A 19,815-nucleotide genomic window follows, 5' to 3' on the forward strand; every position below is an offset into this window, starting at 1 on the left:
TCAAAGTGCGGTAGCATTCAATCGGTCGCGCTAAGCATTTGAGGTACAAGCCATTCCCGGACAAAGACGTTTGCCGGTTCTCCCCGAACCGGCCTCGCCGCGGCGAACAGCACTTGCACCACTGCCATATGCAGGCGTCCGCAGTCGTTGATGTCGATCGCCGCCGCGGCATTTTCCTGGAGCAGCGCGAGCAAGGTCTCGGCGTCCTCGACCGGGCAATCGCCGGCCAGGTGGATAGCGTCGCCGGCGAACGCGACGCTCATGCGACCAGTTCCGCCAGGTCGAGCACCAGAAGCACCCCGCCATCGCCGAGCGTGGTGGTGCCGGCAAGCCCGCGCATGCCGGCGATCAGCCCGGACTTGGGGCGAACCAGCCCGTCGATCCGCTGACCGAAGCCGTCGACGATGACGCCGACCGGTTCCGCGGCATTTTCGGTGACGATCAACTTGGTGAAGGGCGATCTCCGCTCTTCGCCGCCGAGCAGCGCGGCGAGGCTTAGCACCGGCAGCGCGCGATCGCGCAGCACGCAGCTGCGCCCGCCGCCGACCTCGTGGATATGCTCGCTCGCAACGCTGGTCGTCTCGACGATCCGGTCGAGCGGGATGCCGTAGCGTTCGCCCCCGGCGCGCACGATCAGCAGCCGGGTCAATATCGCGTTGAGCGGCAGGCGCAGCCGGATCGTGGTGCCCTGGCCCAACACGCTGCCGATTTCGACCCGGCCGCCGAGCCGGTCGATCCCCGCCTTGACCGCGTCCATGCCGACGCCGCGTCCGGAGACCGCGCTGACCGTCGCCGCGGTCGAGAAGCCCGGCGCGAAGACCAGCCGCATCGCCTGCATCTCGTCGAGCGCGGCGGCGGCTTCGCGCTCGAGCAGACCGCGCTCGACGGCGAGCGCGCGCACCCGCCCGGTGTCGATGCCGGCGCCGTCGTCGGTCAGCGCGACGACCACCTGATCGCCTTCTCGCGTTACCGCCAGCCTGAGCAGCCCGGCCTCGGGCTTGCCCGCCTCGCGGCGGACCGCAGCCGGCTCGATGCCGTGATCGAGCGCGTTGCGGACAAGGTGGAGCAGCGGCTCGAACAGCTCATCGGCAATGCCCTTGTCGACTTCGATGCTTTCGCCGCTGACCTCGAAGCGGACGACCTTGCCCAAGGTCGCGGCGATCTCGCGGACCATCCGCGGCAGCCGGCGGAGGCTCGGGCCGAGCGACACAAGCCGCACCGCCATCACCGCGCGCCGCATGTCGCTCACCGCGCGCTCCAGCGCCGCATGCGCCGCGCGAACCTGCGCGCCGATCTGCGGATCGACGCGGTCGGCCTCGGCGGCGACATGGGCCAGCGCGTTGTTGGCGACGATCAGCTCGCCGACGCCATCGGCGAGCGCGTCGATCCGGGCGGTGTCGATGCGCAGCGACTTGGCGGCGGTCTGGGTCTCGGTCTCGGCGGCGCGTGCCGCCGCGACGGGAAACAGCGCCACCTGATCGGCGACGAAGCGGAACGCGGCGCGGACATCGTCGAACGCGGCGGCGCTCAGGCCCTCGATCGTCACCATGCACTGGAACGGCTCGAACGCGTCGATCGCCGACCAGGGGGCGTTGGGCAGGACCGCCAGGGCGGCGATACCGGGAAGCGCCGCCACGGTGGCGAGCGGATCCTCGCCGCGGAAGAAGCATTCGCTGTCGGGGCTGTAGCGGAAGGCCACCAGATCGCTGGCGGCGGCGTCGAGCGCAGCGGCCTCGCGCGCCAGCAAGGCGGGTAGCCAGAGCGGCGTGTCCCCAGCGGCCGGCTCGCTCGGCCGCGAGGCATCGCTTTGCAACCGGGCGAGCAGTGCATCGGCCTCGGCCCCTGCGCGCGGTGAGAGCGCACCGTCGCGCTCCATCGATTCGACCCAGCGGTCGGTCTGGTCGAGCACGGCGACAAGGGCATCGACATCGGCCCGGCCGAGCCGGTGACGCCCGGCCCGGGCGCGATCGAGCACGTCCTCGGCGGCGTGGAGTGTGCGGCCGGCGGGCGCCATGTCGAAGATCGCGACCGAGCCCTTGAGCGTGTGGATCGCGCGAAAGGCGCTGTCGATGCGGGCGCTGTCCGCGGGGTCGCGCGCCAGCCCTTCGAAATCGTCGCCGGCCTGGGCGATCAGCTCGCGCGCCTCGATCAGGAACTGGGAGAGCAGCTCGTCCATCACGGCCTACGATAGACTATTGCGTCGTCAAGGCGAGCCAGGGTGAAGCGTTCGGTGATCCGCGCCATCGATTCGCTATGGCCAAGGCACAGGAAGCCGCCGGGGTTGAGGCAAGCATAAAGGTTCTTGGCCGCAATCGCCCGCGAAGCGTCGTCGAAATAGATCAGCAGGTTGCGGCACAGCACGACGTCGAACTTGCCCTGCGCGACGACGCTCGCGGTATCGACCAGATTGGCGGCGGTGAAGCGCACGGACTCGCACAGATCGTCGATCAGCTTGCGGCGATGGCGATGCTCGGGCTCGAAATAGGCCTCGCGGACCCGATCGGGCACCTTGGCGAGCGAGCGCTGGTTGAAATAGCCGGCCCTGGCGGCGGCGAGCGCATGGGTATCGATGTCCGATCCGACTATCTCGATATTGTATGCGTCGACAAGCGGCCAGTTCTCGAGCAACCAGATCGCGATCGAATAGGGCTCTTCCCCCGTCGAGCAGGGCATCGACCAAATGCGGATCAGATCGCCCGGGCGGCGGCTCTTCACGACTTCGGGCAGGATCGTATTGGAAAGCGCCGCGAGCTGATGGTCTTCGCGGTAGAAATAGGTTTCGTTGACGGTGAAGGCGTTGATCAGCCGCTCGGCCTCGGGCCCGGCTGCCGCAAGCGCGAGATAGGTCCGCACGTCCGGCGCGTTGCTCTTCGCCACGCGGTCGGCGATCCGGCGCTCGATATAATAGCGCTTGTTCTCGCCGAAGATCATGCCGGTCAGCCGGTAGATGAGCTGGGTGGCGCGCTCCAGATCCTCGGGCGACAGATGGAACGGCTTGGGCTGGGGCGCGGCGGGCTCGCTCACTTCCTTCCCATCACGCCGGCCAGCTCCGCGGCGATGCGGTCGAGCGGCGCGATCAGGCTCGCCCCGCCGAGCTTCACCAGCGAACCAGGCATGCCCCAGACGATCGCGCTTTCCTCGGCCTCGGCAATCGTCACGCCACCATCCTGCTTCAATTGCCGCATCGCGTCCGCGCCGTCCGCTCCCATGCCGGTCATCAACACACCGACAAGCTGTTCGGGCCCGAAATGCGCCATCGCGCTTGCGACGAGCCGATCGACGCTGGGATGCCAGTGAAAGTTGGCGCTGCTCGGGGCAGCCATCGCAACGATCCCGGCGGGACGCTTGGCGATGACCACGTCGGCGTCGCCGCGCCCGATATAGGCGTTGCCGGGGGCAAGCGGCGTCGCCCGGCTGACCTCGCTGACGGTGAGTGCGCAGATGCGGTCGAGGCGGCGGGCGAGCGGTCCGGTGAACGATGCCGGCATGTGCTGCGCGATGACGATCGGCCAGGGGAAATCGGCGGGAAGCCCGGTGAGCAGCGCCTCGAGCGCCGGCGGTCCCCCGGTCGAGCAGCCGACCACGACCAGCCCCTGGCCGGGCAGCGCCGCCAGCCGCTTGGGCAGCCGCGCGGGGGCGGGCCGCGGGGCGGCCGGTCGCGTGGGCGCCGCGGTGCGCAAGCGCACGCGCTCGGCGAGGCGCAGCGTCCGCGGGATGCGCGCGCTCGCCGCCAAACGGACCTTGTCGATCAGCACCCCCGCCAGCTTGTCGATTTCCATCGACATCGCGCCGCCAGGCTTGGCGATGAAGTCGATCGCGCCGAGCGCCATCGCCTCCAGCGTCTCGTCGGCCCCCTGCGCGGTCAACGCCGACACCATCACGACCGGCGTCGGCCGTTCGAGCATGATCCGGTCGAGACAGGCGAGCCCGTCCATGCCCGGCATGTGGATGTCAAGCGTGATGACCTGGGGGGCGAAAGCGTGAAGCTGCTTGATCGCCTCGGCGCCATCTCGCGCGATCGCCACCTCGAAACTCCCGCTTTCCGCGAACAAGTCGGAAAGCAGTCTGCGCATCAGCGGGGAATCGTCGACGATCAGCAGCTTGATCACGGAGGCGGAGCGTCCTCGCTGGCCATCGCCGCCAGCATATCCCGCTCGGCGCGGTCGAGCAGCTCGCGCGGCTCGACGATCAGGATCATGCCGCTGTCTAGATTGGCGACCCGGTCGAACACCCGCGTTTCGTCATTGCCGAGCTCGGGCGCGGTGCGCAGCGCATTGGCGGGCACGCGCAGCACTTCGGAGACCGCATCGACGACAAACCCGGCCTGGATATCGCCGAGCGATACCACGACCACCCGCCGCCGCTTTCCCGAGGCGGCATCGCCGAGGAAGCGCCGCCGCTGGTCGATCACCGGCAACACCTGTCCGCGCAGGTTCATCACCCCTTCGATGAAAGCGGGCGCCTTGGGCAACGGCGTCAGCTTCGCGGGCAGCGTCGTCACTTCGCTGACCACCGCGATGGGCAGGCCGAACGCCTGGTCGCCGAGACGGAAGACCAGGAACTGCTCGGTATCGGCGCTCTCGGCCTCGCTCGCCATATCCGCTCCTTCGCCGTCCGATGCCTGCAGCAGCTTGCTGGTCACGTCGTCGCGCACCAGATGGTCGGTGGCGAGGATCGACACCAGCCTTTTGTCGCCGTCGAACCGGCATATCGCCTGGATGCGCGCCTCGCTCGATCCGCGCGACAGCACCGCCGGCACAGGATCGATCCTGCTTTCGTCGACGCGCAGGATCGCGCTGACGGAGTCGACGACCAGCCCCACCTTGTGGGTGCCGATCCGGGCGATCACGATGCGCGGCCGTTGCCCGGTCTCGCGCTGCTTCAGCCCGAGCAGCGCCTGCAGCGACAGCAGGGGAAGCAGCTTGCCCGCGCGCGCCACCGATCCGACCACCGCCGCATCGGCCCTGGGCAGCAAGGTGATGTCGTCGGGCAGCCGTGTAACTTCCTCGATCTGATCTAGCGGCAGGGCATATTCCTGCCCGCTGACCCAAAAGGCGAGCAGCACGATATCCTCTGCCGCCGCTTCCTCGCGCAGCGTGGCGCCGAGCGACCCGATGCTCGCAGGGCGCGCCGCCCGCTCGGTCCCGAACGCCTCGCACAGCAGCGCCGGCAAGTCGATCGGCCGCGCCTCGTCCTCGCCGCCGCGCCCGGTGACGGTCGAGACTTCGTCGACCAGGATGCCGACAGGATCGGCCTGTTCGAGCACGATCACCCGTCCGCCCGCGCCGACCGGCTTGCCGATGAGCGCGCCGAGGGAGACCACCGGCACGACCGTGCCGCGCAGATTGCCGAGGCCGAGCAGGCTGGCGGGCGCGTGCGGCACCCGCGTTACTGTGGGCCGGCGCACCACTTCCCGCACCGCGCTGGCCGGCAGCGCGAAGCGCGCGTCGGCGACGTTGAAGCTGAGCATCTGCCCGGCGTCGAGGGGCGCGCTCGCCATGCGATCAGGCCGATTTGTCGACGAGCGCGTTGGCCAGCGCTGCGATATCCTCGATCGCCGCAGCCAGGCTTTCCGCCGCCAGCGATTGCTGCCGCGCCGCGCTGCCCGCCTCGACCGCGGAGGCCGACGCTTCCTCGGCGGCGGTCGCGATCTGCGCCGTGCCGTTCTGGATCTCGCCGACCGAGCGGAAGATCGCCTCGGCGCCGTGCGAAATCGCCTCGCTCGCCGCGCGCGCGCCCTCCAGGTCACTCACGATCTGCCCGAAGCGCTCGATTACCGCGCGGTTGCGCGCGGCTTCGATCTCGGAGGCGGCGACAATCTGGTCGAGGTCGCGCCTCACCAATGCGATCCCTTCCTGGATCATACGCACGACATCGCCGGCGCGCTCGGCGCTGGCCGCCGAATCACGCGAAAGGTTGCGGATATCGCCCGCCACGGTCGCAAAGCCGCGTCCCGCGTCGCCCGCGCGCGTCGCTTCCACCGAGCCGCTGACCGCAAGCATGTTGGTCTGCACCGCGACCAAGGCGAGCCCGTCGGTGATCTTCTCGATCCGCCGCGCCGTGTCGTTCAGGCCGCCGAGCAGGCCGAGCGTCTGGCGCGTGTCGCCCAGCGCGGTCTCGACCCCGCCGGCCAGCTTGCCGATCGTCTCGCCGGCGCCTCGCACCGATCCGGCGACCGTGCCGATCTGCTCCAGCGCGGCATTCGAGATTTCCTGCGTCGCCCGCGCCGAGCGTTCGATCTGGGCCATCGCGCTATTGGCTTCCTGAGTTGCCGCCGCCTGAATCTGCGCGCCGCGCCCGATCTGCTCGACCGCGACGAGGATCTGCGCCGACGCGCCGGAAAGCTCCTGCACGGTCGCCGACAGCTCTTCGGCCGCCGAGGCCAGGTCTTCCGCGGCCGCTTGATTGTCGCCATCGTCGCGAAGCCGCGCGCTCTGCTCGGAAAGCGCCTCGGCGGTCTCCTGGCTCTGGTCGAGCGACACGCTCTGCTGCTGCACCGCCTGCTGCGCCTCGGCGGCAGCGGCGGATTGCTCCTCGGCCGCGCTGGCGATCTGCTCGGCGCCGCGCTGCGCCTCGCGCGCCGCGCCGTCTGCTTCGACCGAGGCAAGCAGGATCGCCTGGGTGCCGTCGACGACTTTGGCCAGATCGCCGCGCGCCGCGTCGAGCACGGTCACCACCGAACGCCCCGCTTCGGCTTCGTCCACCGCGAGCGCGGCGGCGCTGCGGATCCGTTCGGCGACCGAGCGCACCTCTTCCGAAATGCCGAGCGCGAGCGCCTGGATCTCGCTCGCGCTGGCCTCCGATGCCTCGGCCAGCGCGCGGACCTCATCGGCGACGACGGCAAAGCCGCGCCCATCCTCGCCGGCGCGCGCCGCCTCGATCGTGGCGTTGAGCGCCAACAGGCTGGTCTGGTCGGAGATATCGGCGACATTCTGCCCGATATCGCCGATGCTGTTGGCCGACGCCTCCAGCGCGGCGATGATCTCGACCGAGACGAGCTGGCGGCTGGCGCTCAGTTCGATCGCGGCGAGCGAACTGTCGATCTGGGCGCTGGTCTCCAGGAACGCGCTCTGGACGAGTTCGGCCTGGCGCCGCGAGGCTTCCGCCCGGTCGCGCGCCTCGCGAAAGCCGTCGGCGAGCGCGCCGATCAGTCCGAGCGATTCCTGCGCGGCGCCCGCGGCTTCCTCGGCGCCGGCCGAAATCTGATCCATCGCGCGCTGCAGTTCGGCCGCCGCGGAGGCGGATTCGGCGAGGCCGCTGGCGAGTTCCTCGGTCGCGACTTCGATACGGTCGGCGGCGGTCACAGCTCTCCCGGTCCGCGCGGGTGGCTTGCGCCGCGTAACGGCAGCGGGCTTAGTCGAGGTCACTGGCTCCGGCGTCGCATCGCTCCCGGATTTCGCGCGCCTGTCGATGTTCGATTTCTTGACCAATGCCATGAGGTTCTCAGCGGAAGAGGGAGCAGAGCGCGGGCATAACGCAACCGCCGCGGTCGCGCCACTGGGCACGACCGCCGACCTGCGTCGATCGTTGCGGCAAGCCCAGGACTCAATACTGTGGGGAGCATGGCGCGTAACGGAGGGACTCACGCCAGCTATCGCGGCGGCACCGCACGAAAGCGGTAAGGCGGCTTGCGGCCCAATTCGAGTTGTACGCGCACCACCCGCTACGATGTCTGCTTATGCCGCTCCGGCGGCCACAAGCCGCCAGTCCGGTTGCGGCCCAGTAGCGGCCATAAATCCCGCCCGCTCGGCCATTCCCAGACCGACACGGCATTCTATGCGCTGATGGGCATAACCGTCTGCTGCAGACACATCGGCATTGCAACTTAGACTTTGTCGGTGTGCGACAACATCTGTTGGTGCCCCGTGTGACCGATCGACGAAGAGCACGAGAAGTGGAGTGGATGATGGAGGTCGAACGCTGACGTTCGGATGAAATTCACAAGGACCAGGTAGATGACCGACCACCCCGATGACCTGCAGGCCAAGCACCTCAAGCGCATCGCTCGGCGCGTGCGCGGGATCGCAACGAAGGCCGCCGCGGAGATCGGTGTCAAAGCCACCGTCACCATTAACCCGATGACCGATCGGCGGAGCGGCTATGATGGCTTCCGGGTGGTGTTGACCCTGGCTGACGTCGAGCTGGTGCTGTTGGTCGACGAGGTGACCGCCGGCAATGACAAGACGACGTTTCTGGCGGCCGCGATCCGCGCAAGGATCAGCGAGTTGCTGGCGCAACATGACCGCTTCGCCGAGCGCGTCGCGGCGCTCCGGGCACGGGTCGAGGCGTCGATCGATCGGGCCAACGCAGGCATGCGGCTCGCGGGGTTCAGCATGGCGCCCTTGCCGATACAGTGCCCGTTCGACTGGCGCCGTGAGGAGCTGGAAGCGGCGGTCGAGACGCTCGACCCGATGCTGCGACCGGAGGTGTCGGCGATCGGCGGTACGAACGGCCGTGATTTCGCGGGCAGCATGCGTCTTATCGCGCCGTCGCAACGACGCCGGCAGCGGCGCAAGGCCCGGCTTGACGCGCATCACGCGATGCTGGAAATCGACGCCCTGGCGGAGGCAGCGATCGCGCGCAGCGGGCGCGACCCCGCGGCAGTGATCGCCGACCTGCAGACAAAATATCGGCAGGCCGACCTTTACCGCGATGGCGATTCCGGCGTCGATGTCACTTTCGTGTCGGTTGTGTTGTGGGAAGGGCGCATTTCCTTGTGTGCCCGGCTGGCGACGACGTCGCCGACCGCGCTTATCCATGGGTCGGAGCTGCGGCTCGATCGGGCGCTGAACGACAGTGATCTGCAGCATGTGGTCGGCCTGTCAGCGGCCACTCTGCTGGACGGCGAGCCACTGCTCGGCGACGCGGTGATCACCTCGGCGCGGGCGCGCGGTGACCGTTATACCGACGTCCGGCTCGGCATGCGCCGACGGTTCATTCAGGTGGACGAGCTGCAAGCCGCCTGAGCGGTCGCGACGCCATTTCACTGCCCCCGTAAGACACAAGCCCGAGCGTCCGGGGCGACGCTCGGGCTTTTTATGTACGACCCTGTGATCTTCGATCACGATGCAGGATTGCCTGCTCTTCATCTCCGTCGGCCGATGCGCCGACATCCAATCCGTCGAGCACTAACCCATAGTCGTTGCGCAGGCCTTCGCGCCGCACGCTGGTGCGGCGCTGGTCGTGATTGCGCATGGTGCGTTTTGCTCGGAGGCTGAGCGGCGTGCCATCCCGCTTCGCCTCGGTCCGCTCGGCTTCGACCGCGGCATAGGCCTCGGTCAGCACCTTGTGGATCGCGTGGTGCAGCTTGATCTCGACGCCAGCGTCGCCGGCAAGAAAGTCGAGCAGCTCCATGATCGTCCGCGCCGTGTCCTGGCGGTTGGTGATATGCTCGTCGATCCACGCGCGGCCATGCTCGTCGAGCGCTGCCTCGAACGCCGCGTCGCGCCGCTGATAGGTGCTGATCGCGCGCAATAGCGTGAACGCCGGCCCCATTGCGAAGGCACCCGCAAGCAGCTTCGCCTCATCGATCCGGAGCCGGTAGCAGACCGCCGCGCGCAGATGCGCGTCGGCGTGCCTGACCGCCAGCTCGCACTCCTCAAAATCGGCTTCGGCCTCGGCCAACTTCTCGCGCGCGATCGTAACCTGCTGCGCGGCCAGCTCGCGCCGGTCGACCGCCGACTGCCATGCGCCGCGCGCCGACTTTTTCTGCCCGCGCTCGGGGTCGGTCAGGCGGTCGGCTGACGCCGGTGCGCGACCGCCCTCGATCCAGTCGAGCCACCGCCGCGCATCGATTTCCGCGGGCAGGATTTCGAGCGCCCGCGCCATCAGCCACGCATCGCGTTCGCCGCCGTCGACAAGCTCGGCGACGCGCTCGATCGTCAAAGGATCTTCCTTGCCGAGCAGAACGAGTTCGGCCAGCACCTTGCCCAGTGCCTGCGCCACTTCGGGCGGCTGCTTGCCGATGTTGAATGCGTTCATGGTGCGACCTTTCCTGTCCGGTGCCCGACGAGGGGCGACCGGCGGAAATTACGGTCGATCGACACCCCCTTCAGGGTAACCTGAACCGCAGACACGGCCTCACGCACGCGAGGCGCGCAACGGGCGCGTGCGACACGCACAAGCGGATGTGCCACGCGCGTGCGCATGCGCCACACGCATGCGAGTGTAGGGAGGAAAGGAGGAAGGTTTTGCGCAATACGGTAGTCGATGCCGACTAACGGGCGATGGGGGGTGGCTGCCCGGCCACCAACCCATATGTCGCCTGTCGCCCGGTTCCCGGTCGATGAGGCGGGGCGCGATTTTTGAGTGATCGCGCAGGTCCGCCGCTGTCGCTCCGGAAGGCGGGAAGTTTATTTTCAAGGGGGGGCTGGCCGGCGTGGCGGAGCCGAGTCATCCTAATGCCATGACGTAACTTTCGCGAGCCGCCGTGCAGCTGACCGACCGCCTGTTCCATGCCAACGCCGCCGTTCGCGCGCTGATCGCGCGGCAGGCACTTGAGGAGCTTGAGGGTGTGAGACCGGTGCGCAGGGTCAAACGCGAGAAGCAGCAGGCCGGCAAGCGCGCCTCGGGCTGGCCGCGGTCGCGTCAGGCGATCGATCTCAGCTTCCCCGCGCCGCCATCGTGGCGGCCGGCAACGCGCGATGGCGCGACCAGCTTCCATTTCGCCTTCTCGTCGATCAGCAAGGTGCGGCCAGCGGCTGGACCGGGAGCGGGAGACACAGCCGCCGCCAACGCGGCGAGCGGCTTCGAGCGTTATGTGACCGCGCACAATCCGGCGGCGAACCGGGCGGTGGGCGCCGAGCGCTACGTGGTCGATGAGCATTATCACGCCGGCGGCTCGCGCACGGCATTCGTGATCAGCAACATCTCGGACGACCCCCGGACGCGCGAGGCGTTCTGGGACGCGGCGCATGTGGCATCCGCCACGCCGTCGAAGCCGCGGCTGGAGATCCGTCCGCATCGCGGCGATCTGGCCGAACTGGTGCGACTGGCGGACGAGGATGGCACACCGGTAGCGGTGGAACGGGCGCTGCGCGAGCTTGCGCAGGAGGGCGCCGGGCCGCACCGGCGCATCCACTTGATCGACCTCGACCAGGCCACGTTCGACTGGGCCCAGACGCTGGACGAGGACCGCTACGGCACGCGCCGGGACGATCGGCTGGTCCACATTGTCCGCCCACGCGGCGGCGTGCTGCAGTGGCGGATCGAGACCGAGTTCGCCTACGAGCTCGATGGCGATGACGACCGTACGGTCGCCCAGGACTATGGCCGGATGCTCGACAGCCTTGGCCTTAAATACACCATCGCTGCGCATCATCCGACCCATCGCAACGACCTGCGCAACCGGCATCCGCATATCCTGATCTATCCGGGCGCATGCCGCCGGCGCGACGATGGCAGCTGGGAGTTTGGCGGCAAGCTGCAGGCCGGCGATATCGCGCTGGGTTTGGGCGCCGTCGACAAAACCACCCTGGCCAAACTCTGGTTCGAGCAGCGCTCGGCGGCGGATGTCGCGGCGCTGAGGCGCGCGTTCGCCGACATGGTCAACGCCCGCCTCGAACGGCGCGGTGTGCGTCGACGCTACGACCCCAGAACCTTTGCCGAGATGGGCATCGACCAGGCGCCGGGCGAGCATCTCGGCAGCGCCGCTGCAGCGCGGGTCGAGGCGGGGGATGCGATCGATATCGATCGCCGCAACGCGATCAGGGGTTGGGACGGTCGCCGTCGCCAAACAGCGCGAGACATCGCCGCCGAACTGGCCCGCCATTGCGCGGTGATCGCGCGCGTTGAGGATACCGATGCGCGAGGCAGTGATGCCGATTTGGCTGCGCTCCGTGATCAACACATCGCGCTAACCGACCGCCTGGCGGGCCTGCTGGAACTGCTCGCCGACCATGATCTCTCGACCGAGATGGCGCGTTCCGCCGCCGACCGGCTGGCGACCAAAAGCGGTGATGCGCTCGCCGCCATCGAAGCTGGCACGGCAAGCGCCGCCGAGATGCGTGCGAGCGCAAGTTATCGCGCGCGCAATGAACTTGCACTCGCGCATCTCGACGCGGTCGATGATGTGCTCATGCCGCACGCGGATACGATCAGGACCGCGCGGGCGGAGGTCGCCGGGATGCGACGCGCGTTGCACGGCATCGCCGACCGGATCACCGCACGCGTCGCCCAGCTTGAGCACGCGCGGGACGTCGCCCGTCGCGCTGCAATCTGGTCCAGCGAAACGGTGCTGCTGCCCACGCGTCACCCGGCACCGCTCGGCGACGATGCGCATTTTGAAGCGCTGGTCGAGCATATCCGCAACCAGCGCAGCGCCGAATGGGCGACGTCAGCCGACCGGTTCGTCCAGCTTGTTCGGGCAGACGGAACCGGCGACCTTTTCACGCCCATCGGGTTGCGCGCGTCGGACGAAGCATTGATCGTCCGACAACCCTATGCCCGACGGTTCGCGGGTGTCTTGCGCGAGGCCGGAAAGCGGCAGGAGGAAGAGATAGGCCGGGTGCTCGCCTATATCGCCGCGCATGGCGAAGACGGGCTGCTTGGCAACGATACTGACACGGCTCCGCGCACAGTGCGGCGGCACTATCGTCTCTATCGGGATCACCCGACGTTTTGCGATCTGCTGCAGGATGCGAGAGCGCGATTCGAGACCGCCAGCCGCGCGTCCAGCGCGGTGGTCGTTGGCGTCGACATGCCGGTCGCCGAACCGGCGATCGTAGTGTCACCGGACAATTCACGGGTCCCGATTGCGATGCCGCCCGCCGATCTGCGCATAGCCGCGCCAACGTTGCCAAAGGCGCCAACTGTGTCGTCATCTTCGGTGCCGGAAAGCGACCCGATGGCAAAGCTCATCTCGCCGTCACGGAGCGTGGCCCAACCGGTTGCCCGGTCACCCTCAACATCGGCGACACCAGTCACGATTCCAGCCTATAGAGGGGCTGAAGATCACCAGACAGCGGCGGCTCCGCCGGTGTCGCAATCCCCTCTCGGGGGCGCGGCTGAGGTAACTGCGACGGCGCCGCTGTCCAACCGTACCGACGGGGGCGTCGATCAGTCGGTCAATAACGCGCGTGATGTCGGAAAGGCGAGTTCGACTGACGCCACCAGCGCCCGCGAAAGTGGTCGATCGATCCGGGTCGGCGATGTCGCCGCGACACCGGAGGCGCAAACGCAGACGTCGGTGGCGGCGTCGGTCGATAAGGTTGATCGGGCAGCGCCGACGAGGCAAGAGCGCGCCGCGGTAGCGGCGCGCTTGATCGATGCCGAAGCGCGGACGAATCCTCCGTCCGCCGGGGCGGTGCAGACTGCGCCTCGGCCGCGTGTCGCAGGTCGGGGACTCGAGCCTGGGCAGCCTGTCACAACACCTTCCGTCAGCGACCTGGGCAAAGAGCCGGAGGCTGTCGTTGCCTTGTCAGACACGGGCGGGCATCCGTCACCAAGCGCGCTCGCCGAACAAGTTCCGATGTCGGATGCGGGGGATCAGGTGAGGGTCGGGCAATCGGTTATGCGCTCCGCCGATCCGGGCGAACCTGACCCGGGCGAGGCTCCCGGCGATGTCGGCCTACCGGATCGCAACACGGTCGCGCCGCCGCGGCATGAAACCGTCGGACGCGCATCCGCGTCGCCGACGGAACGTTTGCGCGATCTTGTCCGGCAGCGTCCAGTGCATGGCACCACGTCGCCGCCCGACCCGTCGCCCAAACCAGCAACACGGACCACGCTATCGCAGCCGCCACCCAGCGCAAGGCCGAAGCAAATTGAGCACGACCGCCGACTGCAGTCGGTGCATCAGGTCGTCGCCACGTTCCGCGAGCATACGCTGTACGCGCGGCTCGATAAGTCGGGCCAGCGAACGTTTGACGATAGCATGCAGGAACCGCTGAACGATATCGTCGCGGGGCGGGCGTCGCTGCGGATCGACGGTGGCGTAATGCTGGCCGCGACTGCATCGGACGAGGTGATGGACCGTCTGCGCGCCTTGGCGGTGAGCGACGCCGGATATTGGCTGCTGGTGCGGATTGCCGAGACGGTGCCGGGCGATGCTGAAAGGTTCGATAGCTGGCAGGTGCTCGATCAGCGCGGCGGCGCGATGTCATTGCCATCGACCGGGCGGCACGGGCCCGGCATCGGCGACTGAATAAGACCGCCTGGCGGCCAGGATCGGCGCCGCCGATTGAATTGAATTGGGAAGGAGCCTGCGGCTGTACCGTCAGGTGAAAATGTCCCTCGCGCGCTCGCGTCCGCAGCCGGCGACGCGCTGACACAAGAAGACCCAAGTGAGCAACGACATTCACGCGCGCCGCATCGCGGAGGCGCAGGTAATCGGCGCGAGCCTCGCGCTGATGACCACCGCCGGCTGGACGATTCGCAAGGACGCCACCACGGAGCTGCCCCGCGACTTCTGGAACTACCTTTACGTGAGCGAACCGGCGCTGTTGCTGGTGCCGACGATCGAGGATCCGCGTGGCCTGCGCGGCACGGTCGGCAGCGCCGTGCGCCAGGCGCGCAGCGACGCGCTTATCATCTACATCGGCAAGACCACGCGCGGCGAGCGTCAGGTCTCGGCGCTGGTAAGCCTGTGGTCGTCGCTCGGCGTCCACTGGTATGGCCCGCACTTGCCGTGGCTATCGCAGACCGGCGACCTATGGCTGGTGCCCGACCCCCGTGCGCCGGTCGACGCCGAGCCGTCGTTCCGCCTGGCTGGCGGGCCGCTTGAGCCCAGGTCCAAGCCGTTTGCGAACACGATCGACGGCTATCGCGGGCTGACCGCAGCCCGCGTGCTGATCGACCAGGCACTGGAGGGCTGAACGATGAAGTGGATTAGCCCCGCCCAGACGATGGATATGCTGTATGACGATCCGGCGCGCACCGGGCCGGACAGCAATTACGGGTTCGCGCTGCTGTGGGCCGGTGATGGGAAGGGCGGTGCCCACCGGGTCGCCGACCTCGCCCGCGCCAAGCTACAGCCGCGCAAGCCGACCGCCGCGGAGATCGCCGCGGTCGGCGAGGACTGGGCGGTCACCGCCGCCGACTACCGGCTGCTGCTCGCCGACGGTGTCGGCGACGTCGTTAGCCCGCGTGAGCTGTTTGAACGTTATGACGCCCACATCCAGCCGGGCCAGAACCTGCTCGCGGTCGTCCAGACCTTGCGGTTTCCGGCATCGCTGCCGCGTCATGGCATGATGCACGCCGCTTATATGTACACGGCGCTCTGCATGCAGCCCAGGCATCTCAGCAGCCTTATCGTCCAGCACATGCCGTCCGATGCGCGTTCCAGCCGTAGCCCCCATGTGCATATCGTCACACCCGTGCTGACGCACCACCTCTCCGGGTTCGCCGCCGTGCACGCCATGTTCGACGACCCGCCCGCCCAGATGCACCGTATGTTCGAGGACGACTGGCACCGGATCCGAACCGCGCTGGAGGAGATGTCTGCCATGTAATTACGGGCAGACGTCAACGAGTGTGTATAGACACCACATAGCCGGCGCCGGTCGATGGCGATTTCGATCGGACCGGGTCTTTGATGGTGATCGTGCCGGTTTCGCACCACCTTGTTGATAAAGTGCATTCGCAACACTCTCGCAACGGTGCTACAAAAATCATGGATGCAAAAGATCGGTGGACGATTGGGATTCGTGAAGGCCGAAGTTTCCGGCGGTGCGTTTCACTCCCTCTCGACGCCCACACACCTCAAGATGCGAACAGCTGGCATCATTAGGTAGGGATTGCCAGAATTCGGATACTGCAACGCATGATATAGTCGGCAAATCTCATCGATCCGCGGTTTTCCGATCCTGAAATGCGCCGGATCGACGGCGGGCGGTTCTTCATGGGATCGGGCGGCTTCTATCCCGAAGAAGCTCCCGTGCGCGAGGTGCGGGTGAACTCATTTCTGATCGACGTTCGTCCGGTGACGAACGCCGACTTCACGTGCTTCGTCTACGCGACCGGCTATGTGACCTTTTCAGAGATCGCACCTGATCCGGCGGACTATCCCGGAATGCTGCCCGAGTTCGCGCAACCGGGTTCGCTCGTCTTCGCGCGTACAGATGGGCCGTTCGATCTCGACAATTCGGCTAACTGGTGGTCGTTCATGCCAGGCGCCGATTGGCGCCATCCCTGGGGTCCGAACAGTTCGATCGCCGGGCTGGAGGATCATCCGGTCGTACATGTCGCCTATGCCGATGCGCTTGCTTATGTGAGCTGGGCGGGCAAATCACTTCCGACCGAGGCTGAGTGGGAATACGCCGCGCGGGGCGGGCTGGACCGAGCAGACTTTGCATGGGGCGATGAACTTGCGCCTGAAGGCGTCATGCTCGCCAACTACTGGCAGGGTACCTTTTCTTATGCCAATCAACTGCTTGATGGTTATGAGAGAACGTCACCGGTCGGCTCCTATCCGGCGAACGCGTACGGACTTTACGACATGATCGGCAATGTGTGGGAGTGGACGCAGGACTGGTGGGCATCGCCGAGCGCTCATCGCAAGCAATTCAAGGGGGCATATTGCATACCGCTCAACCCGCGCGGCGGGAAGGAGGGCGGCCGGCTCGAAGAATCCGCACTCAACGGTGCTGACCATCGAGGACGAGGCTGTCATCATCGCCTTCCGCCGCCATACGCTGCTGCCCCTGGATGACTGCCTCAACGCACTGCAGGCGACCATCCCACATCTGATGCGCTCGTCGTTGCATCGCTGCATGCAACGACACGGTATCAGCCGACTACCCGAAGTCACCGGCGACAAGACGCCGAAGCGCAAGTTCAAGGCATGCCCGATAGGCTACTTCCATATTGATATCGTGGAGGTGCAGACCGCAGAGGGCAAGTTGCGCCCGTTCGTCGTGATCGACCTGACCAGTAAGTTCGCGTTCGTCGAGCTACAAGAGCAGGCCGGCAAGATGATCACTGCGCAGCGAGGTCGAACGGAGGTGGTTGGTAATCTCAATCCAGTAGGTTGGCGATGGAATTGAAACGAACGGACCCGATGGCTCTCAAGCGCTAAGCTGCCTAAACGCGCTGTCAAAAAGTGAAGCGAACTGAAGTGGGCAGTTATCAGCAAATCATGGACGCGGCGGCGGTTGCCGCCTTTCTGGATACCGCATTTCCCAAGGACACGCGGCCGGTTTACGGGCGCGTGTCGACGGTCGCGCCCGGTTATGCCGAGATGCGGCTGGACCCGACCGAAGCCATGCTGCGGCCTGGGCGGCGGGTGTCTGGGCCGACGCTGATGGGCTTGGCAGACGTAGTCGCTTATGCAGTGGTGATCGCCCATGTCGGACCAGTCGCCATGGCTGTCACCAACACGCTTACGATGAATTTCCTGAGAGCCTGCGAAATGCGCATGATCGTTGCCGAAGCGCGCTTACTGAAGCTTGGACGAAGACTGGCTGTCGTCGACGTGCGCATCTGGCAAGACAGTGAGGATCGCCCCGTAGCGCAGGCAACCGTCGGATACGCGTTGCCCTAGTTGTTGAATGGAATATCGGGAGGCTGGACGCTCATGGTCATACACTCCGGTGCAGGCGCCACGGAAGCCGCCTGGATCATGGTTCGATCTGTTGACCGGGATATGTGCCCACTATCGCGCAATGATAATCTGCCACGTAGAAGGATCAGCTTCAACCACGGGTAGGAAATCATGGCGGATCGGTTGACGGGTATGGACGTGTTCGTAAAGGCGATCAGGCTCGGTGGCATCTCTGCTGCCGCACGCGATCTGCACATGTCGCCGGCGATGGCGGCCAAGCACCTAGACGCCCTCGAAGCGCGGCTCGGCACCACGCTGGTCCAGCGCTCGACGCGTCGGCTGTCGCTGACCGAGGCAGGCACCGACTATTTCGAAAAGGCCGAACGTATCCTGATGGAGATCGGGGAAGCCGAGGCGGAGGCATCGTCGCGGTCGATCACCGCCCAGGGACTGCTGCGCGTCAGTGCGCCCGCCACCTTCGGCGTTCTGCACCTTGCCTCACTCATCCCTGCTTTCTCCGCACGTCATCCCGAGGTGACGATCGAACTGGGCTTCAACGATCGTTACGTCGACCTGCTGGAAGAACGCTGGGATGTCGCCGTACGGATCGGGCGCCTCGCCAACAGTGCGCTTGTTGCCCGCAAGCTCGTCGCGATGGGCGTCGTGTTGTGTGCCGCCCCCTCTTATTTGGCGAGGCGGGGAACGCCAACCCGCCTGGCCGATCTCGGCGATCACGATTGTCTGGGCCACACCAACGCGTCGCTTGCAGGAACGACATCGTGGGCGTTCGGCAAAGACGGGACGATCAAGGTGCCGATCTCAGGATCGATGTGTTCCGACAATGGCGAGGCCTTGGTTCGCGCTGCCATCGCGGGCCAAGGGCTGGTCTATGGGCCACGCTTTATTGCGGCAGAGGCGCTTCGCGCCGGTCAGTTGAGCGAGCTTGAGCTGGACGAGCCGCCTATGATGCTGGGAGCGGCATATGCCATCACACACCCGACGCGGCGCCCCGCCGCCAAGACGCGGGCGTGGATTGACTTCTTAGCCGAAGCACTCCCCGCTCTTGGCACCGATTGGTGAGATGCCGAGCTAGCAAACGTCCCGAGTTTTCACCCGAGGACCGCGTCTGCTATCTCGAAACATCACGGTCTTTTACGATTGTAGATATCAGTGACCCAGCGAAAGCGACGCCCACAACCGCACATGGCTGGCATCGATAACGCCGAGGCTTGGTCCCTTTCAGTTGGTGCAGCGGGGGCCGCGGGCGCGGCGGACGTTGAGTGAGCGTGAACCGCATCACTGCCAACCCTCGATGACGATCTTGCCGCGTGCGGTAGTGCTCTCAAGCGCCTGGTGCGCGCGCTTGAGGTTCGCGGCGTTGATGGGGGAGAACCGTTCGGTGAGGGTGGTGCGCACCTCGCCGGCGTCCACGAGGCTGGCGATGGCCGACAGGATCTGACCCTGCGTTTCCATATCAGCAGTCTCGAACATGGACCGGGTGAACATAAACTCCCAGTGGGTCGACACCGACTTGCGTTTGAACGGTACGACATCGAGCGTCTTGGGGTCGTCGATGAGCGCAAAACGTCCCTGCGGGGCGATCAGCTCGGCGATCTGCTCGATATGCTCGTCGGTGTGCGTGGCCGAGAAGATGAAAGCCGGCGCGCCGATGCCCAAATCCGCCACTTGCCGAGCCAGCGGCTGGCGATGATCGATGACATGGTGCGCACCGAGCTCACCCACCCAGGCCTGCGTTTCAGGGCGCGAGGCCGTCGCAATGACGATCAGCTCGGGTACCTGGCGAGCAAGCTGGATTGCCATCGAGCCTACCCCGCCAGCACCCCCGACAATCAACAGCGCATGTGCTGCACCGGCTACAGGAGTACGCACGGACAATCGCTCGAAGAGGGCCTCCCACGCGGTGATCGCCGTCAGCGGCAACGCCGCTGCCTCTGCCCAATCGAGGCTGGCCGGCTTCTTCCCAACAATGCGCTCGTCGACCAGGTGCAACTCGGCGTTGGTCCCATCGCGGCCAATGCTGCCCGCGTAGAACACCTCGTCGCCCGGTTCGAAGCCGCGCACTTCAGGGCCAACAGCGCGAACGACACCGGCGGCATCCCAACCCAGGACACGCCAATCACCGTGGATCGAACCCGAGCCAGCGCGCACCTTCGTGTCAACCGGGTTTACCGAGACAGCCTTGACCTCGACGAGGAGATCACGGCCGGTAGCGTTGGGATCGGGAAGGTCGATCTCGACGAGAGCTTCCGTGCGATCGATCGTTCCGGGCTGCTGGTAGCCGATTGCGCGCATGATAAATCCTATTGTCAGGGGCT

General features: G+C 66.7%; 16 protein-coding genes and 1 pseudogene. 8 read left to right on the plus strand and 9 right to left on the minus strand.

The features are described from left to right. Positions 1-17 precede the first annotated feature (17 nt). Genes ACFSC3_RS10900 through ACFSC3_RS10925 form a run of 6 tightly spaced genes read right to left on the minus strand, consistent with a single transcriptional unit; the run spans position 18 to position 7,304 of the window. On the minus strand, positions 18-263 hold the full coding sequence (locus ACFSC3_RS10900; RefSeq protein ID WP_380940432.1) for a hypothetical protein: 246 nt from the start codon (positions 261-263) through the stop codon (positions 18-20). After that, entirely contained in the window at positions 260-2,176 is a 1,917-nt protein-coding gene (locus ACFSC3_RS10905; protein ID WP_380940433.1) for a chemotaxis protein CheA, read from the minus strand. The genes ACFSC3_RS10900 and ACFSC3_RS10905 overlap by 4 nt, the downstream gene beginning before the upstream one ends. Beyond that, positions 2,176-3,024, minus strand: a complete 849-nt coding sequence (locus tag ACFSC3_RS10910) for a CheR family methyltransferase (RefSeq protein ID WP_380940435.1) — start codon at positions 3,022-3,024, stop codon at positions 2,176-2,178. Before ACFSC3_RS10910 ends, ACFSC3_RS10905 begins: the two co-directional genes overlap by 1 nt. Then, positions 3,021-4,109: a chemotaxis-specific protein-glutamate methyltransferase CheB gene (cheB, locus tag ACFSC3_RS10915; protein ID WP_380940436.1), complete on the minus strand. Its 1,089-nt coding sequence runs from the start codon at positions 4,107-4,109 to the stop codon at positions 3,021-3,023. Before cheB ends, ACFSC3_RS10910 begins: the two co-directional genes overlap by 4 nt. After that, positions 4,106-5,500, minus strand: a complete 1,395-nt coding sequence (locus tag ACFSC3_RS10920; protein ID WP_380940437.1) for a chemotaxis protein CheW — start codon at positions 5,498-5,500, stop codon at positions 4,106-4,108. Before ACFSC3_RS10920 ends, cheB begins: the two co-directional genes overlap by 4 nt. A 4-nt stretch (positions 5,501-5,504) precedes the next feature. Continuing rightward, complete coding sequence (locus tag ACFSC3_RS10925; RefSeq protein ID WP_380940438.1) at positions 5,505-7,304, minus strand: methyl-accepting chemotaxis protein; 1,800 nt, start codon at positions 7,302-7,304, stop codon at positions 5,505-5,507. A gap of 651 nt (positions 7,305-7,955) precedes the next feature. Here ACFSC3_RS10925 and ACFSC3_RS10930 point away from each other — a divergent pair. Next, a complete protein-coding gene (locus ACFSC3_RS10930) occupies positions 7,956-8,966 on the plus strand; it encodes a hypothetical protein (protein WP_380940439.1) in 1,011 nt (336 codons plus the stop codon). 70 nt (positions 8,967-9,036) lie between these two features. On the opposite strand, the gene ACFSC3_RS10935 is transcribed toward ACFSC3_RS10930, so the two are convergent. Both ACFSC3_RS10935 and ACFSC3_RS10940 read right to left on the minus strand, forming a co-directional pair. After that, positions 9,037-9,981 (minus strand): hypothetical protein, encoded by a 945-nt coding sequence (locus ACFSC3_RS10935; protein ID WP_380940440.1) that lies wholly within the window; start codon positions 9,979-9,981, stop codon positions 9,037-9,039. Between the two features lie 606 nt (positions 9,982-10,587). Next, entirely contained in the window at positions 10,588-10,722 is a 135-nt protein-coding gene (locus tag ACFSC3_RS10940) for a hypothetical protein (RefSeq protein ID WP_380940441.1), read from the minus strand. 70 nt (positions 10,723-10,792) lie between these two features. Here ACFSC3_RS10940 and ACFSC3_RS10945 point away from each other — a divergent pair, with 70 nt between their 5' ends. The 7 genes and pseudogenes from ACFSC3_RS10945 (at position 10,793) to ACFSC3_RS10975 (ending at position 18,559) form a co-directional block, all read left to right on the plus strand. Next, positions 10,793-14,143 (plus strand): MobA/MobL family protein, encoded by a 3,351-nt coding sequence (locus ACFSC3_RS10945; protein ID WP_380940442.1) that lies wholly within the window; start codon positions 10,793-10,795, stop codon positions 14,141-14,143. Positions 14,144-14,282: 139 nt separating this feature from the next. Continuing rightward, positions 14,283-14,813, plus strand: a complete 531-nt coding sequence (locus tag ACFSC3_RS10950; protein ID WP_380940443.1) for a hypothetical protein — start codon at positions 14,283-14,285, stop codon at positions 14,811-14,813. A 3-nt stretch (positions 14,814-14,816) separates the two neighbouring features. Then, entirely contained in the window at positions 14,817-15,449 is a 633-nt protein-coding gene (locus ACFSC3_RS10955; RefSeq protein ID WP_380940444.1) for a hypothetical protein, read from the plus strand. Between the two features lie 359 nt (positions 15,450-15,808). Continuing rightward, positions 15,809-16,648 (plus strand): formylglycine-generating enzyme family protein, encoded by an 840-nt coding sequence (locus tag ACFSC3_RS10960; RefSeq protein WP_380940445.1) that lies wholly within the window; start codon positions 15,809-15,811, stop codon positions 16,646-16,648. Continuing rightward, positions 16,557-16,925 (plus strand): annotated as a pseudogene (locus tag ACFSC3_RS10965) (transposase family protein); the annotation flags it as partial. The gene ACFSC3_RS10960 and the pseudogene ACFSC3_RS10965, both read left to right, overlap by 92 nt. Before the next feature lie 113 nt (positions 16,926-17,038). After that, positions 17,039-17,479, plus strand: coding sequence for a PaaI family thioesterase (locus ACFSC3_RS10970; protein WP_380940447.1), 441 nt, complete (start codon positions 17,039-17,041; stop codon positions 17,477-17,479). Between the two features lie 171 nt (positions 17,480-17,650). Beyond that, entirely contained in the window at positions 17,651-18,559 is a 909-nt protein-coding gene (locus ACFSC3_RS10975; protein ID WP_380940448.1) for a LysR family transcriptional regulator, read from the plus strand. Between the two features lie 216 nt (positions 18,560-18,775). Here ACFSC3_RS10975 and ACFSC3_RS10980 read toward each other — a convergent pair whose 3' ends face one another. Next, positions 18,776-19,792, minus strand: a complete 1,017-nt coding sequence (locus ACFSC3_RS10980; RefSeq protein ID WP_380940449.1) for a zinc-binding alcohol dehydrogenase family protein — start codon at positions 19,790-19,792, stop codon at positions 18,776-18,778. Positions 19,793-19,815 lie beyond the last annotated feature (23 nt).

Origin of the sequence: Sphingomonas floccifaciens, assembly GCF_042681125.1 — a bacterium.
In the GTDB taxonomy this organism is placed as follows: domain Bacteria; phylum Pseudomonadota; class Alphaproteobacteria; order Sphingomonadales; family Sphingomonadaceae; genus Sphingomonas; species Sphingomonas floccifaciens.

What these genes read in the sequence shown, in the direction of transcription:
- ACFSC3_RS10960 (WP_380940445.1), top strand. Translation starts at nt 15,809, where the DNA reads ATGCGCCGGATCGACGGCGGGCGGTTCTTCATGGGATCGGGCGGCTTC.
- ACFSC3_RS10900 (WP_380940432.1), bottom strand. Translation starts at nt 263, where the DNA reads ATGAGCGTCGCGTTCGCCGGCGACGCTATCCACCTGGCCGGCGATTGC.
- ACFSC3_RS10975 (WP_380940448.1), top strand. Translation starts at nt 17,651, where the DNA reads ATGGCGGATCGGTTGACGGGTATGGACGTGTTCGTAAAGGCGATCAGG.
- ACFSC3_RS10980 (WP_380940449.1), bottom strand. Translation starts at nt 19,792, where the DNA reads ATGCGCGCAATCGGCTACCAGCAGCCCGGAACGATCGATCGCACGGAA.
- ACFSC3_RS10905 (WP_380940433.1), bottom strand. Translation starts at nt 2,176, where the DNA reads ATGGACGAGCTGCTCTCCCAGTTCCTGATCGAGGCGCGCGAGCTGATC.
- ACFSC3_RS10955 (WP_380940444.1), top strand. Translation starts at nt 14,817, where the DNA reads ATGAAGTGGATTAGCCCCGCCCAGACGATGGATATGCTGTATGACGAT.
- ACFSC3_RS10920 (WP_380940437.1), bottom strand. Translation starts at nt 5,500, where the DNA reads ATGGCGAGCGCGCCCCTCGACGCCGGGCAGATGCTCAGCTTCAACGTC.
- ACFSC3_RS10930 (WP_380940439.1), top strand. Translation starts at nt 7,956, where the DNA reads ATGACCGACCACCCCGATGACCTGCAGGCCAAGCACCTCAAGCGCATC.
- ACFSC3_RS10935 (WP_380940440.1), bottom strand. Translation starts at nt 9,981, where the DNA reads ATGAACGCATTCAACATCGGCAAGCAGCCGCCCGAAGTGGCGCAGGCA.